Origin of the sequence: Deinococcus roseus (assembly GCF_014646895.1) — a bacterium.
GTDB lineage: Bacteria > Deinococcota > Deinococci > Deinococcales > Deinococcaceae > Deinococcus_C > Deinococcus_C roseus.
Genome location: NZ_BMOD01000017.1, coordinates 58377 through 78344, shown reverse-complemented (window position 1 = coordinate 78344; position 19968 = coordinate 58377). Strand labels below are relative to the sequence as shown.

Annotated in this window: 14 protein-coding genes; 10 read left to right on the top strand and 4 right to left on the bottom strand. The window is 57.2% G+C overall.

The window, feature by feature from the left end:
• Positions 1-647 precede the first annotated feature (647 nt).
• A complete protein-coding gene (locus IEY52_RS18345) occupies positions 648-4148 on the top strand; it encodes a DEAD/DEAH box helicase (protein ID WP_189005131.1) in 3501 nt (1166 codons plus the stop codon).
• Between the two features lie 60 nt (positions 4149-4208).
• Here IEY52_RS18345 and IEY52_RS18340 read toward each other — a convergent pair whose 3' ends face one another.
• Positions 4209-4772, bottom strand: a complete 564-nt coding sequence (locus IEY52_RS18340) for a hypothetical protein (protein WP_189005129.1) — start codon at positions 4770-4772, stop codon at positions 4209-4211.
• Positions 4773-5185: 413 nt separating this feature from the next.
• Between IEY52_RS18340 and IEY52_RS18335 the strand changes: the two genes are divergently transcribed.
• The 3 genes from IEY52_RS18335 (at position 5186) to IEY52_RS18325 (ending at position 7100) form a co-directional block, all read left to right on the top strand.
• On the top strand, positions 5186-5422 hold the full coding sequence (locus IEY52_RS18335) for a hypothetical protein (protein WP_189005128.1): 237 nt from the start codon (positions 5186-5188) through the stop codon (positions 5420-5422).
• Between the two features lie 13 nt (positions 5423-5435).
• Positions 5436-5927 (top strand): hypothetical protein, encoded by a 492-nt coding sequence (locus IEY52_RS18330; protein WP_189005126.1) that lies wholly within the window; start codon positions 5436-5438, stop codon positions 5925-5927.
• 207 nt (positions 5928-6134) lie between these two features.
• On the top strand, positions 6135-7100 hold the full coding sequence (locus IEY52_RS18325) for an ArsR/SmtB family transcription factor (RefSeq protein WP_189005124.1): 966 nt from the start codon (positions 6135-6137) through the stop codon (positions 7098-7100).
• 20 nt (positions 7101-7120) lie between these two features.
• Here IEY52_RS18325 and IEY52_RS18320 read toward each other — a convergent pair whose 3' ends face one another.
• Positions 7121-7321 carry a hypothetical protein gene (locus IEY52_RS18320; protein ID WP_189005123.1) on the bottom strand — a complete coding sequence of 67 codons (201 nt, stop codon included), beginning with the start codon at positions 7319-7321 and terminating at the stop codon, positions 7121-7123.
• A 466-nt stretch (positions 7322-7787) separates the two neighbouring features.
• On the opposite strand from IEY52_RS18320, the gene IEY52_RS18315 reads away from it, so the two are divergent.
• A complete protein-coding gene (locus IEY52_RS18315; RefSeq protein WP_189005122.1) occupies positions 7788-8099 on the top strand; it encodes an RNA polymerase sigma factor in 312 nt (103 codons plus the stop codon).
• Positions 8100-8478: 379 nt separating this feature from the next.
• Here the strand turns inward: IEY52_RS18315 and IEY52_RS18310 are convergent, their stop codons facing one another.
• Both IEY52_RS18310 and IEY52_RS18305 read right to left on the bottom strand, forming a co-directional pair.
• A complete protein-coding gene (locus IEY52_RS18310; RefSeq protein WP_189005121.1) occupies positions 8479-9615 on the bottom strand; it encodes an exo-alpha-sialidase in 1137 nt (378 codons plus the stop codon).
• Positions 9602-11578, bottom strand: coding sequence for a CBM35 domain-containing protein (locus tag IEY52_RS18305; RefSeq protein WP_189005120.1), 1977 nt, complete (start codon positions 11576-11578; stop codon positions 9602-9604). Before IEY52_RS18305 ends, IEY52_RS18310 begins: the two co-directional genes overlap by 14 nt.
• A 554-nt stretch (positions 11579-12132) precedes the next feature.
• Between IEY52_RS18305 and IEY52_RS18300 the strand changes: the two genes are divergently transcribed.
• The 5 genes from IEY52_RS18300 (at position 12133) to IEY52_RS18280 (ending at position 19877) form a co-directional block, all read left to right on the top strand.
• The gene (locus tag IEY52_RS18300; RefSeq protein ID WP_189005119.1) at positions 12133-13965 is read left to right on the top strand and encodes a glycoside hydrolase family 2 protein; all 1833 of its coding nucleotides are present in this window, start codon (positions 12133-12135) and stop codon (positions 13963-13965) included.
• Positions 13966-14132: 167 nt separating this feature from the next.
• Positions 14133-15434, top strand: a complete 1302-nt coding sequence (locus IEY52_RS18295; RefSeq protein WP_189005118.1) for an extracellular solute-binding protein — start codon at positions 14133-14135, stop codon at positions 15432-15434.
• A gap of 67 nt (positions 15435-15501) precedes the next feature.
• Positions 15502-16398: a carbohydrate ABC transporter permease gene (locus tag IEY52_RS18290; protein WP_189005116.1), complete on the top strand. Its 897-nt coding sequence runs from the start codon at positions 15502-15504 to the stop codon at positions 16396-16398.
• Positions 16395-17225 carry a carbohydrate ABC transporter permease gene (locus IEY52_RS18285; RefSeq protein WP_189005114.1) on the top strand — a complete coding sequence of 277 codons (831 nt, stop codon included), beginning with the start codon at positions 16395-16397 and terminating at the stop codon, positions 17223-17225. Before IEY52_RS18290 ends, IEY52_RS18285 begins: the two co-directional genes overlap by 4 nt.
• Positions 17226-17597: 372 nt before the next feature.
• On the top strand, positions 17598-19877 hold the full coding sequence (locus IEY52_RS18280) for a PAS domain S-box protein (protein WP_189005112.1): 2280 nt from the start codon (positions 17598-17600) through the stop codon (positions 19875-19877).
• The last annotated feature ends 91 nt before the right edge of the window (positions 19878-19968 follow it).

Genomic DNA, 19968 nt, shown 5'->3' with positions numbered 1-19968 from the left:
CCCAGTGCCGATGGTGCCGTCACCGAGGCACGCTTTAAGGGGCAAGAAGAAGGCAGAAGGCAGAAGGCAGAAGGCAGAAGGCAGAAGGCAGAAGGCAGATGTAGGGGCGTAGCGTGCTACGCCCAATGGAAACCATCTCAAAGACACCTGTAGGGGCGAGCGGGCTGAGGGACCACGGAGCGGTCCCTCGTATAGCACAAGACGGCACGCCTCGCCCAATGGCACAAAGCTGGATCTCCTCTTTTGCTGATTGCTGACCGCTGACCGCTTTACAACATCTCCATGGCTGGACTTTGCGCTTGCCTTTAAATCGGGCAGCTGGCTCTGGTAAACCTGCTGGATTTGCTGTACCGTAGAGTCTGTCTGAATTCCATGCTGGATGCCAACAGAATTCCTGAAGTTGGCCCGCGTTGCCCAGAATGGTCCTGGCCCCGATTTCACAGGCCGCACCTTTCAGACAGTGGTGTAAAACGCATCAAATGAATTCTGACCCGATGGGTGCACCTTGCACAGGCTCAAAGAGCACCATCCGAATCCAGCAGCAGGGAATTGCCTTTGAGACCCCACCCCACTGAACCCATTGATCTGCTTTTCAGCTTCCTGCACCTGTCCCTGCACACGTTGCACCTGACAGAAAGGACACCCAGATGACCCTGCCCCCCAATCCTGCCAGCGGGCAACCCTTGCGTCGGGAGATGTTCCAGACGTATTTTGCTCTGCCTGACTGGCAAGACGGAGAAGCCCTTCAGCAGCAGGGAGATGTGGTCTCCTGCCAGTATTTTGACCAGAAGCACATGCTGGACGGCAAAGTCCGCGATGTGGTGGAGGTGTTCAGGGTCAAGATCATCGTGGAGGAGAACGCCTTTGCTGCAAGCTGCACCTGCCGCCGGGACCGCAAGAAGCGCACCTGCAAACACATGGCGGCCCTCTTGCTGCACTGGATGACCCCTCCTCCTGCACCTGCCCAGCCCAGAGCCTCTTTGCTGACCCCTGCCGATGAAAGGCACCTGGAACGCATTGCCTCAGACTGGACGCTGCACCGCTCTTTGCACGAAGCCCACCGCATCAAGCTGCAAATGCTGTACCAGCGTTGCCCGGATGCTGTGGAGCAGTTCCTCAAGCGGGGCAGCTGGGGTGCCCTGTGGCGTGAGGTGCAGGAAATGGTGGCCCCCACCCCAGTGCCAGAACCTGCCGAGCCAGAAGCCGAGGTGCTGGAACTGGGCACCCTGACCCTCTCAGCCCCCAGAAAACCTTCCATTCTGCACACCCAGGGTCAGGCCCAGCGTCCTGCCGAGCCGCTTCCGGTTCCGGTCAGCAGGCAGCAACTGGTTTTTGCGCTGGAACTGGGAAAGACTGCCCCTCAAAGCACTTTCCCGCGTCTGGTGCCCCTGGTGGCCACAGTGAACCGGGGGGCACTCAAAGACCTCAAGGTCTACGTGCCCCACAAGATCCCTTACCTGCCCACCGTGTGGGAAAAGGACATGCTGCAGAAGGTCTCGGACAGCCGCGCCCAGCACCGCCTGAGGCACACCGAACTCACCGACGACCTGCTGCAGGAACTGCTCTCGGAAAAACGACTTTACCTGAATGAAAGCTGGCACCATCCGCTGCAGGAGGCCGCTCCCAGAATCGGAGAGGCCCGCTGGGAAACCGATGAGGCCGGGAAGCAGCATCCGGTGTTCTCCACCCGGCCCACTGCCCGCATCATGGTGCTGAACACTGTGTGGTACATCGACACCATGGCCCTGAAGATGGGTCAGGTGGAAACAGAAGTCTTGCCGCACCAGTTGACTTTCTTCATGACCATGCACGCAGTGTCTCCCGAGCAGGTGCCCAAGGCCCGTCAGGCGTTGCGCAATGTGTCTGGGTCGCACCTGCCGCTTCCCACTGAGGTGCCTTTCGATGAGCAGCAGGGGGTGCTGGTGCCCAGATTGCGGGTGGCTGCCCAGGACTGGGTGATCGCTGGACTGCAGGCCCCGGTGCCCACGGTTTCCCTGTCCCTCACCTACCTGGACCAGCGGGTGCCCGGTCCTTTTGTGCAGGGCCGCAAGCGCCCACTCCCTTCCCTGAGGTTCTCCACTGAGCAGGGTCTGCTGGTGGTGCACCGCAACAACGAAGCCGAGCAGCAGGTGATGAAAACCATGACCACTCTGGGTTTCCATCTGCTGAAAAATTCAAACCAGGACACCCTGGAATACCGCTTTGGACCTCCCGGTCAGTTTGTGCCAGAGCATTTGTGGATGCACCTGCTGAAAAAAGTCTTCCCGGACCTGAAAGACCAGGGCTGGGAAGTGGTGCTGGACGCTTCTTTCCCTTACCGGGTGGTGCAACCTTCCCTGGACGCCAGCATTCAGGAAGAAGAAGGCTGGTTCACCCTGGACCTGGGGGTGCAGGTGGATGGGGAAAACGTCTCCCTCTTGCCACTGCTGGTCAACTGGATGCAAAACCACCAGGAAGAACTGCAGATGCTGCTGGAGCAGGATGGCGAGCAGATCGAGTATCTGGCGGTCGGGCACCACACTTTTGTGCAGGTGGAAATGCACCGCCTGCGTTCCATCCTGAAACTCCTGATGGAGTTTTACTCTCCCAGACAGCAGGATTTCCGTTTGCCCCGCATGGCAGCAGGTTTGCTGGAAGATTTGCAGGACCACCCGCAGATCCGCTGGCAGGGCGGGCAGGCGGTGCTGGAACTCGCCCAGAACCTGGGGAAAATGCATGCCCGCAAACGCCCCAAATTGCCCGCTTCCCTGAATGCCACCCTGAGGCGGTACCAGCATGAAGGGGTGGGCTGGCTGCAAATGCTGCGCAAGACGGGTTGCAATGGCATCCTGGCAGATGACATGGGACTGGGCAAAACGTTGCAGACCCTCACGCACCTCTTGATTGAGAAGGAAGGGAAGCGCCTCAAAAAACCTGCCCTGATTGTGGCCCCCACTTCGGTGATGCCCAACTGGATTTCCGAGGCTGCAAAATTCACCCCTTCCCTGAAGACCCTCTTGCTGCATGGTCCTTCCCGCCACAAACACTTTGACCAGATCCCGGAAGCGGATGTGGTGTTCACCAGTTACGCCCTCTTAAAACGGGACATCGAGGTGCTGTCTGCCCACAAGTACCACATGGTGATTCTGGACGAGGCCCAGTACATCAAGAACCACCACAGCCAGTCCAGTCAGGCCTTGAAGGAACTGTCCAGCAAGCACCGGTTGTGCCTGACCGGAACGCCCATGGAGAACCACCTGGGAGAACTCTGGTCGCTCTTTCAGTTCCTGATGCCCGGACTCCTTCCCAGAGAGGCGGATTTCCGCACCATGTTCAGGCAACCCATCGAGCAGGAAAATGACCGCAGCCGCCAGTTGCGTCTGGCCCGCATGGTCAAACCCCTGATGCTCAGGCGCACCAAGCAGCAGGTGGCCCCCGAACTCCCCGAAAAAACCGAAATCACTGTGCAGCTGGATCTGGAAGGTGGGCAACGCGATGTGTACGAAACCCTCAGGGTGGCCATGCAGGAACGCCTGAAAGAGGAAATCGAGGACCGGGGGCTGGCCCGCAGCCAGATTCATGTGCTGGACGCCCTGCTGAAGCTCCGTCAGGCCTGTTGTGATCCGCGTTTGCTGTCCATGGAGGAAGCCAAAAAAATCAAAACCTCGGTCAAGCTGCAGTGGCTCACCGAAACCCTGCCCGAAATGCTGGAGGAGGGCCGCACGGTGTTGATCTTCTCGCAGTTCACCACTTTGCTGGATTTGCTGGGAGAGGCCCTGAAAGACTTGAACATCGAATACGCCTTGCTGACGGGAAGCACCACGGACCGTCAGGCCCAGGTGCAGCGTTTCCAGTCTGGCGAGGTCAAGGTCTTTCTGGTCAGCCTGAAAGCTGGAGGGGTGGGTCTGAACCTCACAGCAGCAGACACGGTGATCCATTACGACCCCTGGTGGAACCCCGCCGCCGAAAACCAGGCCACCGACCGGGCTTACCGCATCGGGCAGGACAAACCGGTTTTTGTGTACAAACTGGTCACCACCGGAACCATTGAGGAGAAAATTCTGGTGCTGCAGAGGCACAAGGCCGCCCTGGCTTCCGGAATTCTGGAAGGCACCCTCGGTGAGGGCCTGCGCATCACTGAAGAAGACTTGCAAGGTCTGCTGGGGTGATGGTGTTGAGGCTTGTGGCAGAGGCATGAGAAAGGCCTCTGCCAGCAGGAAGCTCTGGTTTTACTGCAACAGTTCGTGGCGCATCTGGCGGGCCGCAACCTGCAGGGCCGAAGTGAAATTGGGGCTGCCCAGCAGGGTGGTCCCGTATTTTTCCATGGCCAGATGGCGGAACATGGCTTCCTCGTTCATGAAGAACAACTTGCGCCCGTTGTTTTCCAGTCGGACCAGCTGGCGGGGGTCCTGGGGAATGTTTCGAGACAGCACATCCATCCAGCCATCCGGGTCGAATTTTCCCTGCCTGAGCAGGGGAACATAAAGAAACTGGTTGTACAGCAGTGCTTCATCGCTGATGGGGCTCAGCAGCATCCCAGGAGGGGTTTCTTCAGGGTCCAGGGGCTGGCACACCCAGAATTTCAGGCCTTCCAGGGCCTGCACTTCAGAGAAAAAATCCAGAAACAACACAGGCCGAAAACTGGGAAACAGGAAGGAATCGCTGTAAACGCGTTGCTGGCCAATCCCGCCCTTGCCATCGTATTGCGAGGAGCGGTATCGGAGCAGGTTGCCCGTGCCCTGTTCCACCTTGTGGATGAGGGTTTTGAAGTGCTGTTCGTAGGGTGTGACCATGAACGCTCCTTTGCTGGGTGATGTCCTGTCTAGCAGCATACCCGAGACCCCCTTTCAAATTTCATCTCCAGGTTCATGGCCGAGGGTTGCAGGTTGCTGGATGGCATTGTTGGATGCACCACACAGATCAGGCCCAGTTCAGCAGAGTCAGAGTGGATTCAGCGTGCCTCAGGGGTTTTTCAGTGGCGCTGTTTATCCTTGATCACAGAAGGAGGATTCTGGTTGTTTTGATTTGCACCTTTGTTTTGCACCTGTGTTGGACGTGCTGGGCCTGCAACCCGATCCGTTCTGCCCGCCACTTTCCGAATTTCACCTTTGCTTCTCACCCTGATTGTCTTTTCTGATTTGACCCTTTTGACCAGATCCCACCTCTTGCTGGACCTGAAATCCGGGGTCCACCCACAGGAGTTGACATGTTGCCCCATTATTCCAACCTTTCAGAACTTCCCCTGCACCTCAGCACCCGCAGGGGATTGCAGGCCCTGAACCTGTGGGTCTGCGACCTTCAGCCTGTGGCCACTGTGCAGGCTTTCGGGAAAGTGCTTCCTCTGTATCTGGTGGAAGAAGCCCAGCCGCTGCTGATCAGACACAGCGAGCCTTCACAAAATGAACCTCCAGCACAAAGCAAGCGCATGATGGTGCTGGATTGAAAGGAGTTTGTTTATGGTGAAGACCACCCACATGACCAACGTGATTGGCGTTTTTCAGGATTGCAGTCCTGTTGAACATGCAGTTCAGGAACTGTTGCAAGCTGGCTTCACAGAACATGCCCTGTCTTTCATGGTGCACCAGCAACCTGCCCTGGGTTTTCAGGGGGAGGCTGCACCCACCACCGCCTCCCAGAGCATCTGGCTGGGGGTGACCACCGGAGAGGTGCGCACCTTTGGGGAGTACCTGGTCACCAACAAGTTCAGCAAGCGCCTGCTGGGACATGAGCATGGCTTGCGGTCTGCTTTGCAAGAAGCCGGGTGCAGCGAAGATGCTGCCACCTACTTTGCCAGCGAACTGGCTTCGGGGTGTTTGCTCCTGATGGTCACTGCAGACAGCAGCATTCAGGTTTCCCGTGCCCAGCACATCCTGCGCAAACATGGGGGCAGTTTGTTTCATGCCCAGACTGCAGATCAGGTGCTGTCTGAGATGCGCGAAGAAAGCTGATTCTGGCTGGATGGTTTCTTGAACGAGGGGTCGGAAGTGTCCGGCCCTTTTGTTTTGGTCTGTTTTTAAACTGGATTTCCTGAAAACCTTCAACATTTCCCGAACATTCTAAAAACTGCTTCCAGAAAGCGATAAACCCCATATGGATCGCTGGGGTCTGTCAGTGTTTCAACAATCATGGTAAGATTCAAAGCAAAGGAGTTCTTCATGCCCATTTCTGGCCCCCGCAAGATCCTGCTGGAAGGAGACAGCACCATTCCGGTGGCGCAGGCCCTCAGCAGCAAGACCCGACTTCTCATGCTCAGCCTGCTTTCCCACAACCCCATGAATGTCTCCGATCTGGCCCAGGCCATGGAAATGCCCATCAGCACCATCAGCACCAACATCAAAATTCTGGAGGAAGCTGGACTTTTGACGGTCCAATATGTGCCCGGCACCCGTGGACACCAGAAGCTGGTGGCCAAGAAATTCGATGAAGTGACCCTGCGGCTGCCAGGAGTCACTGTGGAGGCTTCGCAGTCTGACGTGGTCACGGTGTCCATGCCCATCGGCAACTACCACAACTTTGAAGTGAAACCCACCTGCGGTCTGGCCTCGGACAGCAAGTTCATCGGCATGCTGGACAACCCCAGAAGTTTCTACGAACCCGAACACATGTTCGCGCAACTGTTGTGGTTCAAGCAGGGCTTTGTGGAATACAACTTCCCCAACAACGTGCCTTATGGAGCCACCTCCACCGAACTGGAGTTCTCGGCAGAGATGTGCTCTGAAGCCCCCCAGTACAACCTGGACTGGCCTTCAGACATCACCCTGTGGATCAACGGCATAGAAGTGGGCACCTGGACCAGTCCAGCAGATTTTGGAGGCGAACGCGGTCACCTCACTCCCGCCTGGTGGCCTGAAGACCAGACCATGTACGGCCTGCTGAAAATCTACCGGATCACCGAAGAAGGCAGTTTTGTGGATGGTGCACGCATCTCAGACGTGAAATTCAGCGATCTGGGCATCGACCAGAACAACCACATCAAGGTGCGTCTGGGGGTCAAAGCAGACGCCAAGAACGTGGGGGGCATCAATCTGTTCGGAGACAAATGCGGGAATTACCCGCAGGATCTGGTGATGCGCCTGCGCTACACTTTCCCGGAAGGCGAGAAAAACTACCAGCTCAAGTGATGGGTTTCAGGTGACGGGTTTCAGGAAACGGGCTGTTCCTGCACTTCCAGCACTTCGATTTCGCCCCCAAAAAGTTGCCACACACCGGGTTTCAGCACCCGCACGGTGCCTTCTGGCACCTGCCATCCATGCGTTGTGGCGTAATGGGAAATGGCCTGGATGGGATCTTTGGCGCGAACGACAGTGACCTGTCCGTCTTCTGTGATGCGAAACAACCTCATGCTTCTCCTGTTGTGCAATCCCCGGCCTGTGATGTATGGGTCTGGGGATGGAAGGGTGGAGGTTCTGGTCTCGTCAAAACAACGGATCGCAGTCCTGTCTTTATTGTAACGTTCAAAGGCAGGGTTTGGGATCTCACCAGAAACTCATTTGAATGGTGCTCTAAAGCATCAGAATCAACAATACTGATTTGACACAGGTGCCAGACGATAGAAAGTTGCCTTTAGAAAGTTCATGGTTTTTGATTGGCTGCTGGCTTGCAAAGTTTTTGCAGTCCAGCCAACAAAGAGGAAAACGATGAATCCAGGGGTTGTTGTGCACCCGTGAGGGTGTCACATGGGGTTTTTCAGGGATTGGGCTTCTCTGGGGCTGTGTGAACTTGATTCTGGTCAGAAGTCTTACAGGTTCTGGCTTCAGTTCAGAATGAAACAATGCAGCAACTCTCGAAAGCAGTCCCTGGAGCAAAAGATGTCAGCATCCCAGACAAACCGAAAAAACCTGGAAGTCCTGAAACCCCTGTTCGATGCCCATGCAAGTCAGGTGCTGGCATTGATTTTGCATCTGGTGAAAGACCGCAAACAGGCAGATGTTTTGCTGGAAGACACCTTCGTTCAGGTGCATCAACAGGCAGGTGAGCTGGAAGGGAAAGACGCAAGGCAAATCCTGCTGAGGATCGCCCACAGTTTGTGCCTGCAGGAAAAAGCAAGTCGGGTCAGAGAAATTCCGCAGGCTGACTCAGATGAAGGGTTTGCTGAAAGTGCTGGTATGCTGCCTGTGTAAGCAGCTCAAAGCCTGATCGGATTCCGGGTGACCCTCGGGCCACTGAACGCCCAGCAGTAAGCCAGTGGAGAGGTGCCCACCTGTTTTGCAAAGCATTCCCAAAAGCCTTCAGGGAATCCCCAGTTTCCTTACAGCAAGGACACCCGCGCTGGACCCAGCAGGTCATCCGCCCCCTGCGTCTGCACCTCGCTTTTGAAGTGCAGATTGCAGAAAACCAGATGACCGGTCAGGTGAAAGCAGGCAATCTGCCCAGTTCAAGGTTGCAGGGGGAGAGGAAAAGCGGACAAAGGAACGGGTCTGGCAGGAAATCCAGGTCAGGACCACAGAACATCCAGGGTGGAAAGGGTCGCTTCTCCCTCTGGATGTTCTGTTTGGATTTTCAAAGCATGGTGCGGCCAAAAAACATCTTGTAGAGCCCAATGGCCTGTTGTTTCATGCCCAGTCCCAGCAGGGCTTTGCCGTCCTGGCTGAGCAGCAGGGGGCTGGAATAGTTGGTGAAGTCGTAGGGGTTCTCCAGATCCCCTTTGGGATCAGGGGTTTGCACCGGGGCAGGATGCTCGGTCCAGTTGCCTGTCCCACCCTTTTCACCGATCAAAAGCACCTGACCGTTGTTGCTGGCCAGCGTTCCGTCCGGGTTGTGGTAGGTCTGCCCGATCATGTAGAGGGTGTCTCCAGCCTCGGTGTTGGAAACGGTGAAATTGGGTGCATGCCTGAAGAACTTGCCGTCTGACACAATGCGGGTGCCTGGGTCTTCTGGGTTCCCCCAATCAGAGCCATCTTTCGAGGTGCGGAAGTACACATCACAACCCGTGCCGCAAATCTCGTAGACCAGATAGAAGGTGCCGCTGCTGCCCTGCCTGACAATGGGCATTCCGGGGCGTTGCACGAAGTCCGGCATGCCCACCACGGTTTTCTCGTCTGAGAAGGTCTTGCCATCTTTTGATGTCAGCACCACCAGGCTCTGGTTGAAGCCGTCTGCCTTGTGTTCCTCGCTGGAATAATACATTTGCAGCTGTCCTGCACTGTTCACGGCGAATTCGGGTTCCCACAGGCCGGTGTTGCCACGCACAGGAATGCTGTAGCAATTCCAGCTTTTGCCGTGGTCCAGGCTGCGCCACAGCTCGATCCCCGATTCCATGATGTTCTGGTAGGAGGTGGCCCAGAACAGGGTGCCTTCCGGGTTGTCTCCGAAAGAGGAAGGCAACTCGTAGAGGGTGCTGCAGCAGCCATCCCGGTGGGAAAAGCGGCTGAGTTCGTTCCAGGTCTGGCCGTCGTCGGTGCTCTGAAAAATCGGGGCCACGCTGTCCGGTGCCCAGGAATCAAAGGTCGCCAGCAGGGTGCCGTTTTTCTCGCCACTGTGGGCCAGACGGATCAGTCTGGGGTACATCTGGCTGCCCAGGTCTGGACTGCCCAGAGGAGTGTTTGCAGGGGTTTCTGCAAAGGCAACAGGGGAGAGCAGCAGTGCGAAGGTCACCCCCCGCACTGCCTTGAAGAATTGCTGTTTAATTGCTGACATCCACGGCATCCACAGTGATGAATGTGTCAGTGGCGGAGGCGTTTCTGGTGCCTGTGGCCCGCACTTTGATGGTGTGGTTGCCCTGGGCCAGCACCGGGCTGGTGTACACGATCTGCTTGCCCTGTCTGGCAGAGGCATAGAAATCCACCATGGTTTCAGGTCCGTTGTCGATGGAAACTCCCGCGATGCCATGATGTGGGGCTTTTGCAGCGTAGAGCTTCACCTGTGAACCGTTGAAACCGACGGTGCTGCTGGCATTTGCGGTGTTGGTGTAGTGGTCGTCGTTGCCCATGCAGTCAGAGCAGGCTGTGCCATAACTCCAGGTGCCCTGGAAGTTGAACTGGTCCTTGCCGCCTCCGGTCAGGTTGTCGTTCAGGCGCACCGGGATTTCGATGTAATCCAGTTCGGTGAAGTTGGCCCCTTTCATGAACTTGATGGTGTTGCTCCCAGCGTTGAGGTTCACGTTCACGGTGGTCAGCCGCCAGTCGTTGTAGGTCCCGTTGCTGTAATTGACCGGGAAGCTGCCCGCACCATTCACCGAGACGTTGTGGGAACTGGCCCCCCAGGTGTTGTTGAAGCGCACCGTCATGGGGTAGGTGCCCGCAGTTTCCACGTTCACCGTGAAGGTCACTGCGCTGTCTGCGTAGTCAATCATGCCCACTTTGGAGTGGTTCCAGGCCAGCACCTCATCGGCTTTTGCGGCGTTGGTGAGCTGGGCGTTTTCGGCCTGGTAGCGTTTGGGGTAGATGCGGGCGGTGTTGAAGCGGATCTGGTTGTCGTTGATGTTGCCGTTCAGGGCAGAGGAGGCGAAGTGCAGCACGGTTTGCCCGTCGTTTTTCAGCAGCATGCCGGAGGTCCAGCCCACGTGGTCGTTGCCCCCATCGGTCTGCACGGGGGCAGTCATTTCCCACCAGGGTCCCTGACCGTAATTCTCGTTGTAGTACAGCTTTCTTTCCCCACTGGAGCCGTTGACGGTGTACTGCTGGGAGACAATCAGGGTGCCTTTGGGGCCGCCCACCGGGAACCAGCGGATCACCGGGGTGGCCTGTCCGTAGGTGCCTCCAGCGGTTTGCACGGCCACGCCCCGGTCTGTCACTGAACCCCAGTTGAGGCCGTCTGCAGAGAACTTCACGTAAACTTTGCCGGATTGTGGCCCGCCCACATCTTCATAAGCCAGGGCGTACTGGCCATTCCCCATGCGGGCCACCGTGACCATTCCGGGTCGTTCTGCGCCACCCCCGATGCCCACCACGTTGCTTTCTGCACTCCAGGTGAGTCCCCCATCGTTGGAGATCTTGCGGGTGAGCAGCTGGTTGTAGCCCTGCGCCTTGTACTGCTCGCTGGAATAGAAGACCACCAGACGCCCATCATCGAGCAGCACGAGGTGCGGCTCCCACACGCCGGTGTTGTTGGGGTCGTTGGGAAGGGAGGCCCCGTTGGCGTACTGGCTGCGAAACTGCCAGGTTCTGCCCTGGTTCACCGAGGTGTAAAGCTGCAGCTGGAACTGGATGGGGTCGCCACTGGCGTTGAATTTCACAGCATTGGCGGCCAGCAGCAGGGTGCCTTTGGCGAGGTTTCCAGAGGTTCTTTGCAACTCGTAAATGTGGGGTTGCCATTCCAGCTTCCAGCTGGGATCTCCGGGGTGGTTCTGGTCCTGCACGTTGGTGATGTAGGTCCAGCTGGCTCCGTCGTTGGTGCTCTCATAGATGGGAATGCCTGTGCCTGCAAGGTCTTCAAAAGCCAGCTGAATGCGTCCATTGAAGCTGGTGTTGCTCTGGTTCTGCAGACGCAGCAACTGGGTGTAGGAGGTGCCTCTGGACAGGATGGTGCCCACGGCCTGTTTGGACGGCTGGACGGCTGTGACTGCAGTTCTGGCTGCAGGGGCTTGCTGGTTGCATGCGCCCAGCAAGAGGGTGGTGCTCACAAGAAGAACGGTCTGGTTCAAAGCTGTCAATCGGGGCATAAGTCTCCTGTCCTGAGACCATGACATGCTTGCAGAATCCCGTCTCTAACGGGATTCCTGTCAGGCCATGGGTGCAGGGAAATGGGATGGGTGGTGCTGCGTCAAGTTAAGCACACTTTTTCAGAGGCTGTCAAGAGAGTGTTTCAATGTTTATGGAAACAAAAAGGGGCCATTTGAGGACAAAATTGGGGGGTTAGGGGTTTTCGGCAGGGTTTTTGAGTGGGCAAAAGAGGGTTTTGATGCAACAGAAGTCTTTCTGAAATGGCTTCAGAAAGGCATCAAATACCGTATGAAGCTTTTTCTGGAAAGGGTTTTCTTTGACCCTGAGGCATTCCGAAAGTGCAGAAAACGGTTTCGCAGCTTGTTAAACTTTCGGAGACTATTGAAATATTCTGCGAGGGATGTTATAGTTCGAAAAAATCAGAAACAAAAGAAATCGGTGCACAGGCTGGCTGTGTTCCAGCGTGCCCATGTTTCCACAGGAGCCCCATTGACCAGACCCCAACATTCGCCCTGCAGTGATCCGCCCTTTTTCCTTCGCAAGAGGTCATTTTATGGATTTTGACTACCCCAGACCCCTCCTTCAGCGCCCAGACTGGCAATCCCTCAACGGGAGCTGGCAGTTTGCGTTTGACCCAGAGCAGCAACACACCCACCCTTCGCAGGTGGACTTTGACCGTGAAATTCTGGTTCCCTACTGCCCCGAAAGCCAGAAAAGCGGTTTGCATGCCACCGACCACTGCAAAGCCGTGTGGTACCGCCAGACTTTCACTGTTCCCGAAAAAGCCGCCACAGAACGCACCATCCTGCACTTCGCCGCTGTGGACCACCAGGCCCGCATCTGGGTGAACGGCATTTTTGCCACCGAACACAAAGGCGGGCACACCCCCTTCAGCGTGGACATCACCCTGCACCTGCAGAACAACAGCGAGACCTTTGAGATTGCAGTGCAGGCCATTGACCACCCCACCCGCCTGGACCAGCCCAGGGGCAAGCAGGAATGGCTGACCGAACTGCACGCCATCTGGTACCCCAGAACCACCGGAATCTGGCAGACCGTGTGGCTGGAAACCGTCCCACAAACCCACATCCGTGATCTGCTGTTCACCCCGGACCTGAAAAGCTGGTCCATCCTGCTGGATGCAGAACTCGACGGCCCCACAGACAACACCTCGCTCAGAATCGACTTTTACGCCAACGGACGTCAAATTGCCTCTGACACCTGCCTGCTGCTCGGAAACCACCTGCAACGCCGCATCACCCTGCCAGACGGCTCCTGGGACGATGTGCGAAACCACCTCACCTGGTCCCCCGAGCACCCCCAACTCATTGATGTGGAACTGACCGTTTTGCAAGCTGGACAGCCCACAGACACCGTGCAGAGCTACACCGCCCTGCGTGAAGTGCGACTGGAAGAAGGCCGCTTCCTGCTCAATGACCGTGCCTGCAACCTCAGGCTGGTTCTGGACCAGGGGTACTGGCCCGAATCCCTGATGACCGCCACCGAAACCGAACTGCGGCGGGACATCCTGCTCACCAAACGCCTGGGGTTCAACGGGGTGCGCAAACACCAGAAGATCGAAAGCGCCCGCTACCTGTACTGGGCAGACCGCCTGGGCCTGATGGTGTGGGAGGAAATGCCCAGTGCCTACGCCCTTTCGGACCACAGCATTCAAATGCTGACCCAGGAATGGATGGAAGCCTTGAAACGCGACCGGGGACACCCCTGCATCGTGGCCTGGGTGCCCATCAACGAATCCTGGGGGGTTCCGGACCTCACCCTCTCTGAAAAACCCAGACAGCTGGTGTCTGCCCTGTACCACCTGACCCGCAGCCTGGATTCCACCCGCCCTGTGATTGGCAACGACGGCTGGGAAATCACCGTGTCGGACATTCTGGCCGTGCACGACTACACCAGCGACCCCGAAGTGATCCGGGAACGTTACGGCAACGCACAGCGCGTTCTGGACACCCTGAAACATGAGCGGCCCGGAGGAAGGGTGCTGCTGCTGGACAAGACCCTGCTGGACCACAACCTGCCCGTCATGCTCACCGAATTTGGCGGCATTGCCTTCGCACCCAAAACCACCGACGGCTGGGGATACAGCCGCGCCGACAGCAGCGAAAACTTCACCCGCCACTACACCAGCCTGCTGCGCGCCGTACACGACTGCAAACCCCTCTCTGGCTTCTGTTACACCCAGCTGACAGACACCTTCCAGGAGAAAAACGGCCTGCTTTTTGAAGACCGCACCTTCAAAGGCGACCCCCTGCAAATCGCCCAGGCCACCAGAGGCATCAGGAACGCCCACCAGGCCGAAATGGACCGCAACCCCGACGACCTGGGTTACAACCACCTCTGGCGGGCCAAACAGAAAAGCGTTTGAGAGCCGTCAGCGGTCAGCCATCAGCAGTCAGCAAAAACTCCTGTGGCATTTGCAAAAGTTTTTTGCCCTCGGCTTTTTGCCCTCGGCTTTTTGCCCTCGGCTCTCGGCCCTCAGCCCTCGGCCTTTCCCAACCCCACCCATCCCCCCATCTCAATGAGGTAAAAACCATGAAAACCCCCCTGTACCGCACCCTCGCCCTTGTGTCCCTCAGCCTTGCTTCCGCCAGCGCAGCCCCCACCAAAGTGGTGTTCTGGGATTTCTTCGGAGGCGGTGACGGTGACCGCATGAAGCAAATTGTGGACAAATTCAACAAGAGCCAGAGCGACATCGTGGTCGAGCGCACCACCCTGCCCTGGGGCGTGCCCTTCTACACCAAAATCCACACCTCTGTGGTTTCTGGCGACACCCCCGACGTGATCACCTACCACCTGTCCCGCATGACCACCGGCATCAAAAACGGGGATTTCCGTGCCATCACCACCGAAGAGATGGCCGAGGCTGGCATCAAACTGAGTGACTTCCAGCAGAACCTGGTGAAAAACCAGGCGGCCCTCGCCAAAAGCATCACCGGCAAGAGCGACGTGTACGGCCTGCCCCTGGACACCCACACCCTGGTGCTGTACTACAACAAGGACATCCTGGCCAAAGCCGGTCTGCTGGACAGCAAAGGCCAGCCCAAAGGCCTCAACACCCTGGAAGGCTTCACTGCCGCGCTGCAAGCCATCAAAGACAAAACCGGAATGCTTCCCGCTTCCACCGCTTCCAGCCAGGATCCCTCCTCGGTGTGGCGCATCTGGTACACCCTGTTCCTGCAGTCCGGCGGAAAACTGGTCAGTGGCGGCAAGCTCAGCCTGAAAGACATGGACACCAAAGGTGTGGCTGCCCTCAACACCATGGTGGACTGGACCAAGGGTGGTCTGATCGGCAAAAACGCCACTTACCCGGCCATGGTTGCCCTGTTCTCTGCAGGCCGTGCGGGCTTCATGATCAACGGCAACTGGGAAGTGCCCACCTTTGTGGACCTCAAGAAGAGCGGCAAACTTTCTTTTGATTATGGCATCGTGCCCTTCCCCAAACTGGGCCAGAACCAGCAGACCTGGGCGGATTCCCACATGCTGGCCATTCCCGCCAACGCCAAAAAGCCCATGACCAAAGACAAGCTGAACGCCACCCTCAAGTTCATCGACTTCGTGGCCAACAACAGCCTGGACTGGGCAGGCGGCGGTCACATCCCCGCATACCTGCCCACCCAGAACAGCGCTGCCTACAAGTCCCTGCAGCCTGTGGCCCAGTACAGCGCCAGAGCTGCCAAAGACGTGATGCCCGATCCTGCCCTCCCCATCTTCGGTGCAGCAGGTCCCTTCTTTGATGCGCTGGGCAACTCCCTGACCCCCGCTCTCAACGGCCAGCTCACCTCAGAGGCCGCCATCGACAAGTTCAAGCAGCAGCTCACCGACCTCAGCAAATGATCTCCTCGCTCCCGGGATGTCTCTCTCTCCCATCCCGGGAGCATTTTTTCAGAAAGGAGATGTCCTGATGAACCTGCAAAGCACCTCAAGCACCCCCACCAGAACCCCACGCAAAACCAACCGATCCAGCTGGTGGACTGCATACCTGCTGGTCTTGCCGTTTGCAGCGGTGTACCTGCTGTTCCTGATTTACCCGACCCTGTCGGCCATTCAACTGAGTTTCACCAGTGCAGACCTCACCGGGGTGGGACCCTACGTGGGCCTGAAGAACTACATCACCCTGCTTTCAGACCCCAGATTCTGGGATTCGGTCAAGCACACCCTGTATTTCATGCTGCTGACCGTGATTCCCAACACCCTGGTGGGTTTCATGTTCGCCTTGATGGTGGCGAGGCTCAGGCACCTCAAAAGCTGGGTGCTTTCGATTTTCTTTTTGCCCAACGTGCTGCCCGTCAGTGTGGTCACCGCAGTGTGGGTGTGGATTCTGGACCCCAGCTTCGGGGTGTTCAATTACCTGTTCAAAACCAACACCTCCTGGTTTGAAGACCCCACCTGGGCGATGCCTTTTGTGGCCCTGGTGACCATCTGGTGGAGTGCAGGCTTCAACATGCTGTTGATTCTGGCTGCCATCCAGAATGTGCCCAAAGAGCTCTACGAAGCGGCAAGCCTGGACGGAGCCAACACCTGGCAGGCTTTCTGGGCGGTCACCTGGCCCACCGTGTGGCCCGTGACCTCGCTGGCCCTCTTGTTGCAACTGATTGCCCAGTTCAAGATCTTCGATCAGGTGTACCTGCTGACCGGAGGGGGGCCTTTCGAATCCACCACGGTGGTCCTGATGCAACTTTACAAAGAGGGTTTCCAGCAAACCCACGGCGGTTATGCCTCCACCATTGCGGTGGTGTTCATGGTGATCATCCTGCTGGCTTCATGGGTGCAAAACAAACTGCTGGGAGGCAAAAAATGAAACGCCAGCAATTCTCCATTCTGGGCTTCTCTGGCACGCTTTTCACATTGGTGTTTGCCATTGTGTGGGTGTTCCCGCTGTACTGGGTGGTGGTCACCTCCTTCAAACCCGACACCGAAACCATTGCCTTCCCACCCACCTTTTTTCCCAAAGAGTGGTCTCTGGAGGCCTACACCTACATCCTGCAAAACAGCCCGATCCTCAGCTGGTACGGCAACAGCCTGCTGACCTCCGTGATCATCACCGCCCTGGTGGTGCTGCTGGCCCTGATGTTCGCGTATGCACTGTCCCAGATTGAGTTTCCGGGCAAGACCTGGCTGTACTGGCTGGTGCTGGCAGGCTTCATGATTCCCTTCCAGGCCAGCCTGATTCCGCTGTTCATGCTGGTCAACAAGATGGGACTGGTCAACACCTACGCCGGAGTGATCCTGCCGCAACTCGCTGCCCCCATTGCCGTGGTGATCTACAAGCAGTTCTTCGATCAGGTGCCAAAAGAACTCTCCGAAGCTGCAAGGCTGGATGGAGCCAGCGAATTCAGGATCCTGTTCCAGATTTATTTGCCCCTCAACCTGGGCATCACCTGGGCACTGGTGATCATCACCTTCATTGGGGCCTGGAACAACTTCTTCTGGCCTTTCATTGTCACCAACTCTGCCGCCAAGATGACCATTCCGGTGGGCATCACCCAGGTGCAGGCCGCTTACGGGGTGGCCTACTCCAAAACCATGGCCACCGCTGTGCTGGCCGCACTTCCCACGGTTGTGGCCTATTTGCTGTTCCAGCGCAAAGTTTCTGAAGGGGTGATGGCGACTTCTGGGCTGAAGTGAGGGGATCTTGCCTTTGTAGGGGCGAGGCATGCCTCGCCCAAAAGACAGGCATCTGAAACAGAACAGGGGCAAAACTGGACATGGGGGGCGGGCTGCAGGCTCGCCCTTTTGTCTTGCCATTGGTTTTCAAGGCAGGTCCTGGGTTCTGTTGTTCTCAGCCCTGAAGGGTTTTCATGCCCTGGGATCAATTGTGAAAACACATCTCCATCAAGAAACGTTTGCACCCAGAATGTAGCCACTTTTTAACAAAACCCTCAAGGAAAACCGTGAGAACCCTCAGGGTAAGGTGAACACCATAAGGTGCACCCCTCTCCTGCGCCTTCCCCGAGGTTTCTCATGTCTGATTCTGCACCTCAAACAAATCACCTATCTGTGCACCGGACCTTGCTGGACCACATGACCGATGTGGTGGTTGTGCTGAACCAGACCGGCCATGTGCTGTATCACAACCCCAGTTTCCAGCAGACTTTTGGTTTTGCCCCTGAAAAAGGGCTGCAAATGCACCACTGGCTGCACCCGGAAGACCTGCAGGTGATGCGGTCTTTTGGACTGCTCAACCAGTTGAAGGGCGTTCCCATTGCCCTTCCCCCGTTGCGCCTGTCTTCCACAGGCGGATCCTGGCGCTGGTTTGAGGGCACCCTGGTGAACCTTGCAGAAGACCCCCAGGTGCAGGGCCTGCTAATAAGCCTGCGGGACATCACCCTCAGGATCCAGGCAGAACAGAGGGCCCAGAAGCTGCACCAGTTCACGGTTGCCCTGTCCGGGGCCAGCAACCTGCAAGAGGTGGTGCAGGTGATTTTGCTGCAGGGCATTGAGGCCATGGGTGCAGTGGCAGGAGGGGTCATGATGGCAGACCACTGCAAAGGTCAGGTCGAGGTGCTGGGAACGGTGGGCTACCCGGAACAGTTGGAGAAACCCTGGCGGATTTTTCCCCTGAACGCCCTCACCCCTGCGGGAGAAGCCATCCGGCAGGGGTGCGACCTGTTCTTGCATGCAGAAGACTGGCATGTGCGCTACCCCCACATCCAGCACATCAAAACCTCCAGATCAGGCAGAAAATGCGTGCTGGTGATGCCTCAAGAAGGCCAGCCTCTGGGTGCCCTCACCCTGAGCTTTGACACCGATGTTCCGTTCAGCGATCTGGAAAAACACTTCCTGAGGGACATGGCTGCCCGCTGTGCAAATGCCTTGCACCGTGCAGGATTTCACCACAAGCTGGCCGGGCAGGAACGCCGTTACCGCAAGTTCACCGAGCACAGCCACGACATCGTTTCGGTGCTGGATCTGGATGGCATTGTGCAATACACCAGTGCCTCCATGAAACGCATTCTGGGTTACCGTCCCGAGGAACGCATGGGCCTCAGCGGTTTCATGGACATCCACCAGGAAGACCAGGTTCCCCTCAAAGAATGTTTTCAGCAGGCCCTTTGCAACCCCGGACAGCCCATTTTTGCCACCTACCGTTTTCGCCACAAGGAGGGGCACTGGGTGTGGCTGGAATCTTCGGGCACCCTGTGTCTGGAAGATGAAGATGTGGATGGGGTGCTGATCACGACCCGTGACATCACCACCCGCAAAGAAGCCGAGCAACAAATGCAGGTGCAACTGAAAAAATTCCAGCAGCTCATTGATCTGACTGCAGCTTTCGCCCTGCAACAGGCCCCGGAACAACTGGTGGAACAGGCGCTGAATTTGTGCCTGGACCTCAGCGAGTACCAGCAGGGGTTTTACATCCCGCTGGACCGCGTCAGCAAACCCCTGTGGGCCGGACCGCAGGCCCTCTCGAAACTGCCCCAGGCCCTGGTGCTGGCCGATCTGCACAGCCGGGACCAGCTTGGACAGTCAGCAGACCGGCATCATCCCTGGTTCACCGATGTGCCCTTGCAGGGACTGGACGGCTGGGGTTCTCTGGCCCTGCTTCCCGTGCTGTTCAGGGACACTGTGCAGGGGGTGCTGATTTTTGGCGCACCGCATTTTGTGGTGGTCAATGCAGACATCCAGAAACTCCTGCATGGGGTCTCAGAGCAGGTTACGCAGGCCATGCACAGGGGCGTGCACCTCTCCGAACTGAAAGAATCCCGCGAGGAAACCTTAAGGGCCATGGGCCTGATGCTGGAATTCCGCGACTACGAAACCAAAGGCCACACAGACCGGGTGGTGCAACTCTCAGAGCGACTGGGGCAACGTCTGGGCTTCCAGAAAGCCGACATGGACGCGCTCAGGTGGGGGGCCTACCTGCACGACACCGGAAAAATTTCCATTCCAGACCACATCCTGCTCAAACCTGGCAAGCTGGACGCCCAGGAGTGGGACACCATGAAACGCCACACCACCATCGGGCATGAACTTTTGTGCCACATCCCCAGTTTGCCTGCCTCCACCCTGCAGGTGGTTTTGCACCACCATGAGCGCTGGGATGGCAGCGGCTACCCCAGAGGTCTGGCAGGCAAAGACATCCCCCTGGCTGCACGCGCCTTTGCCCTCGTGGACGTGTACGACGCCCTCACCGATGTGCGCCCTTACAAACGGGCCTGGACCCATCAGGAAGCCGTGGAGGAGATTGAACGCACCTCGGGCAGCCACTTTGATCCGCACATGGCCCGGACGTTCCTGCAACTCCTGCAAGAAGAAATTCCCCAGAACCTGCACTGAGGGGGTTCTGAAATTTTGCTATACTGGATTTTGAGGTGAATCACACAATCCAAACCACCCCATGAAGTTTGAAACATATCGAATGTATCGT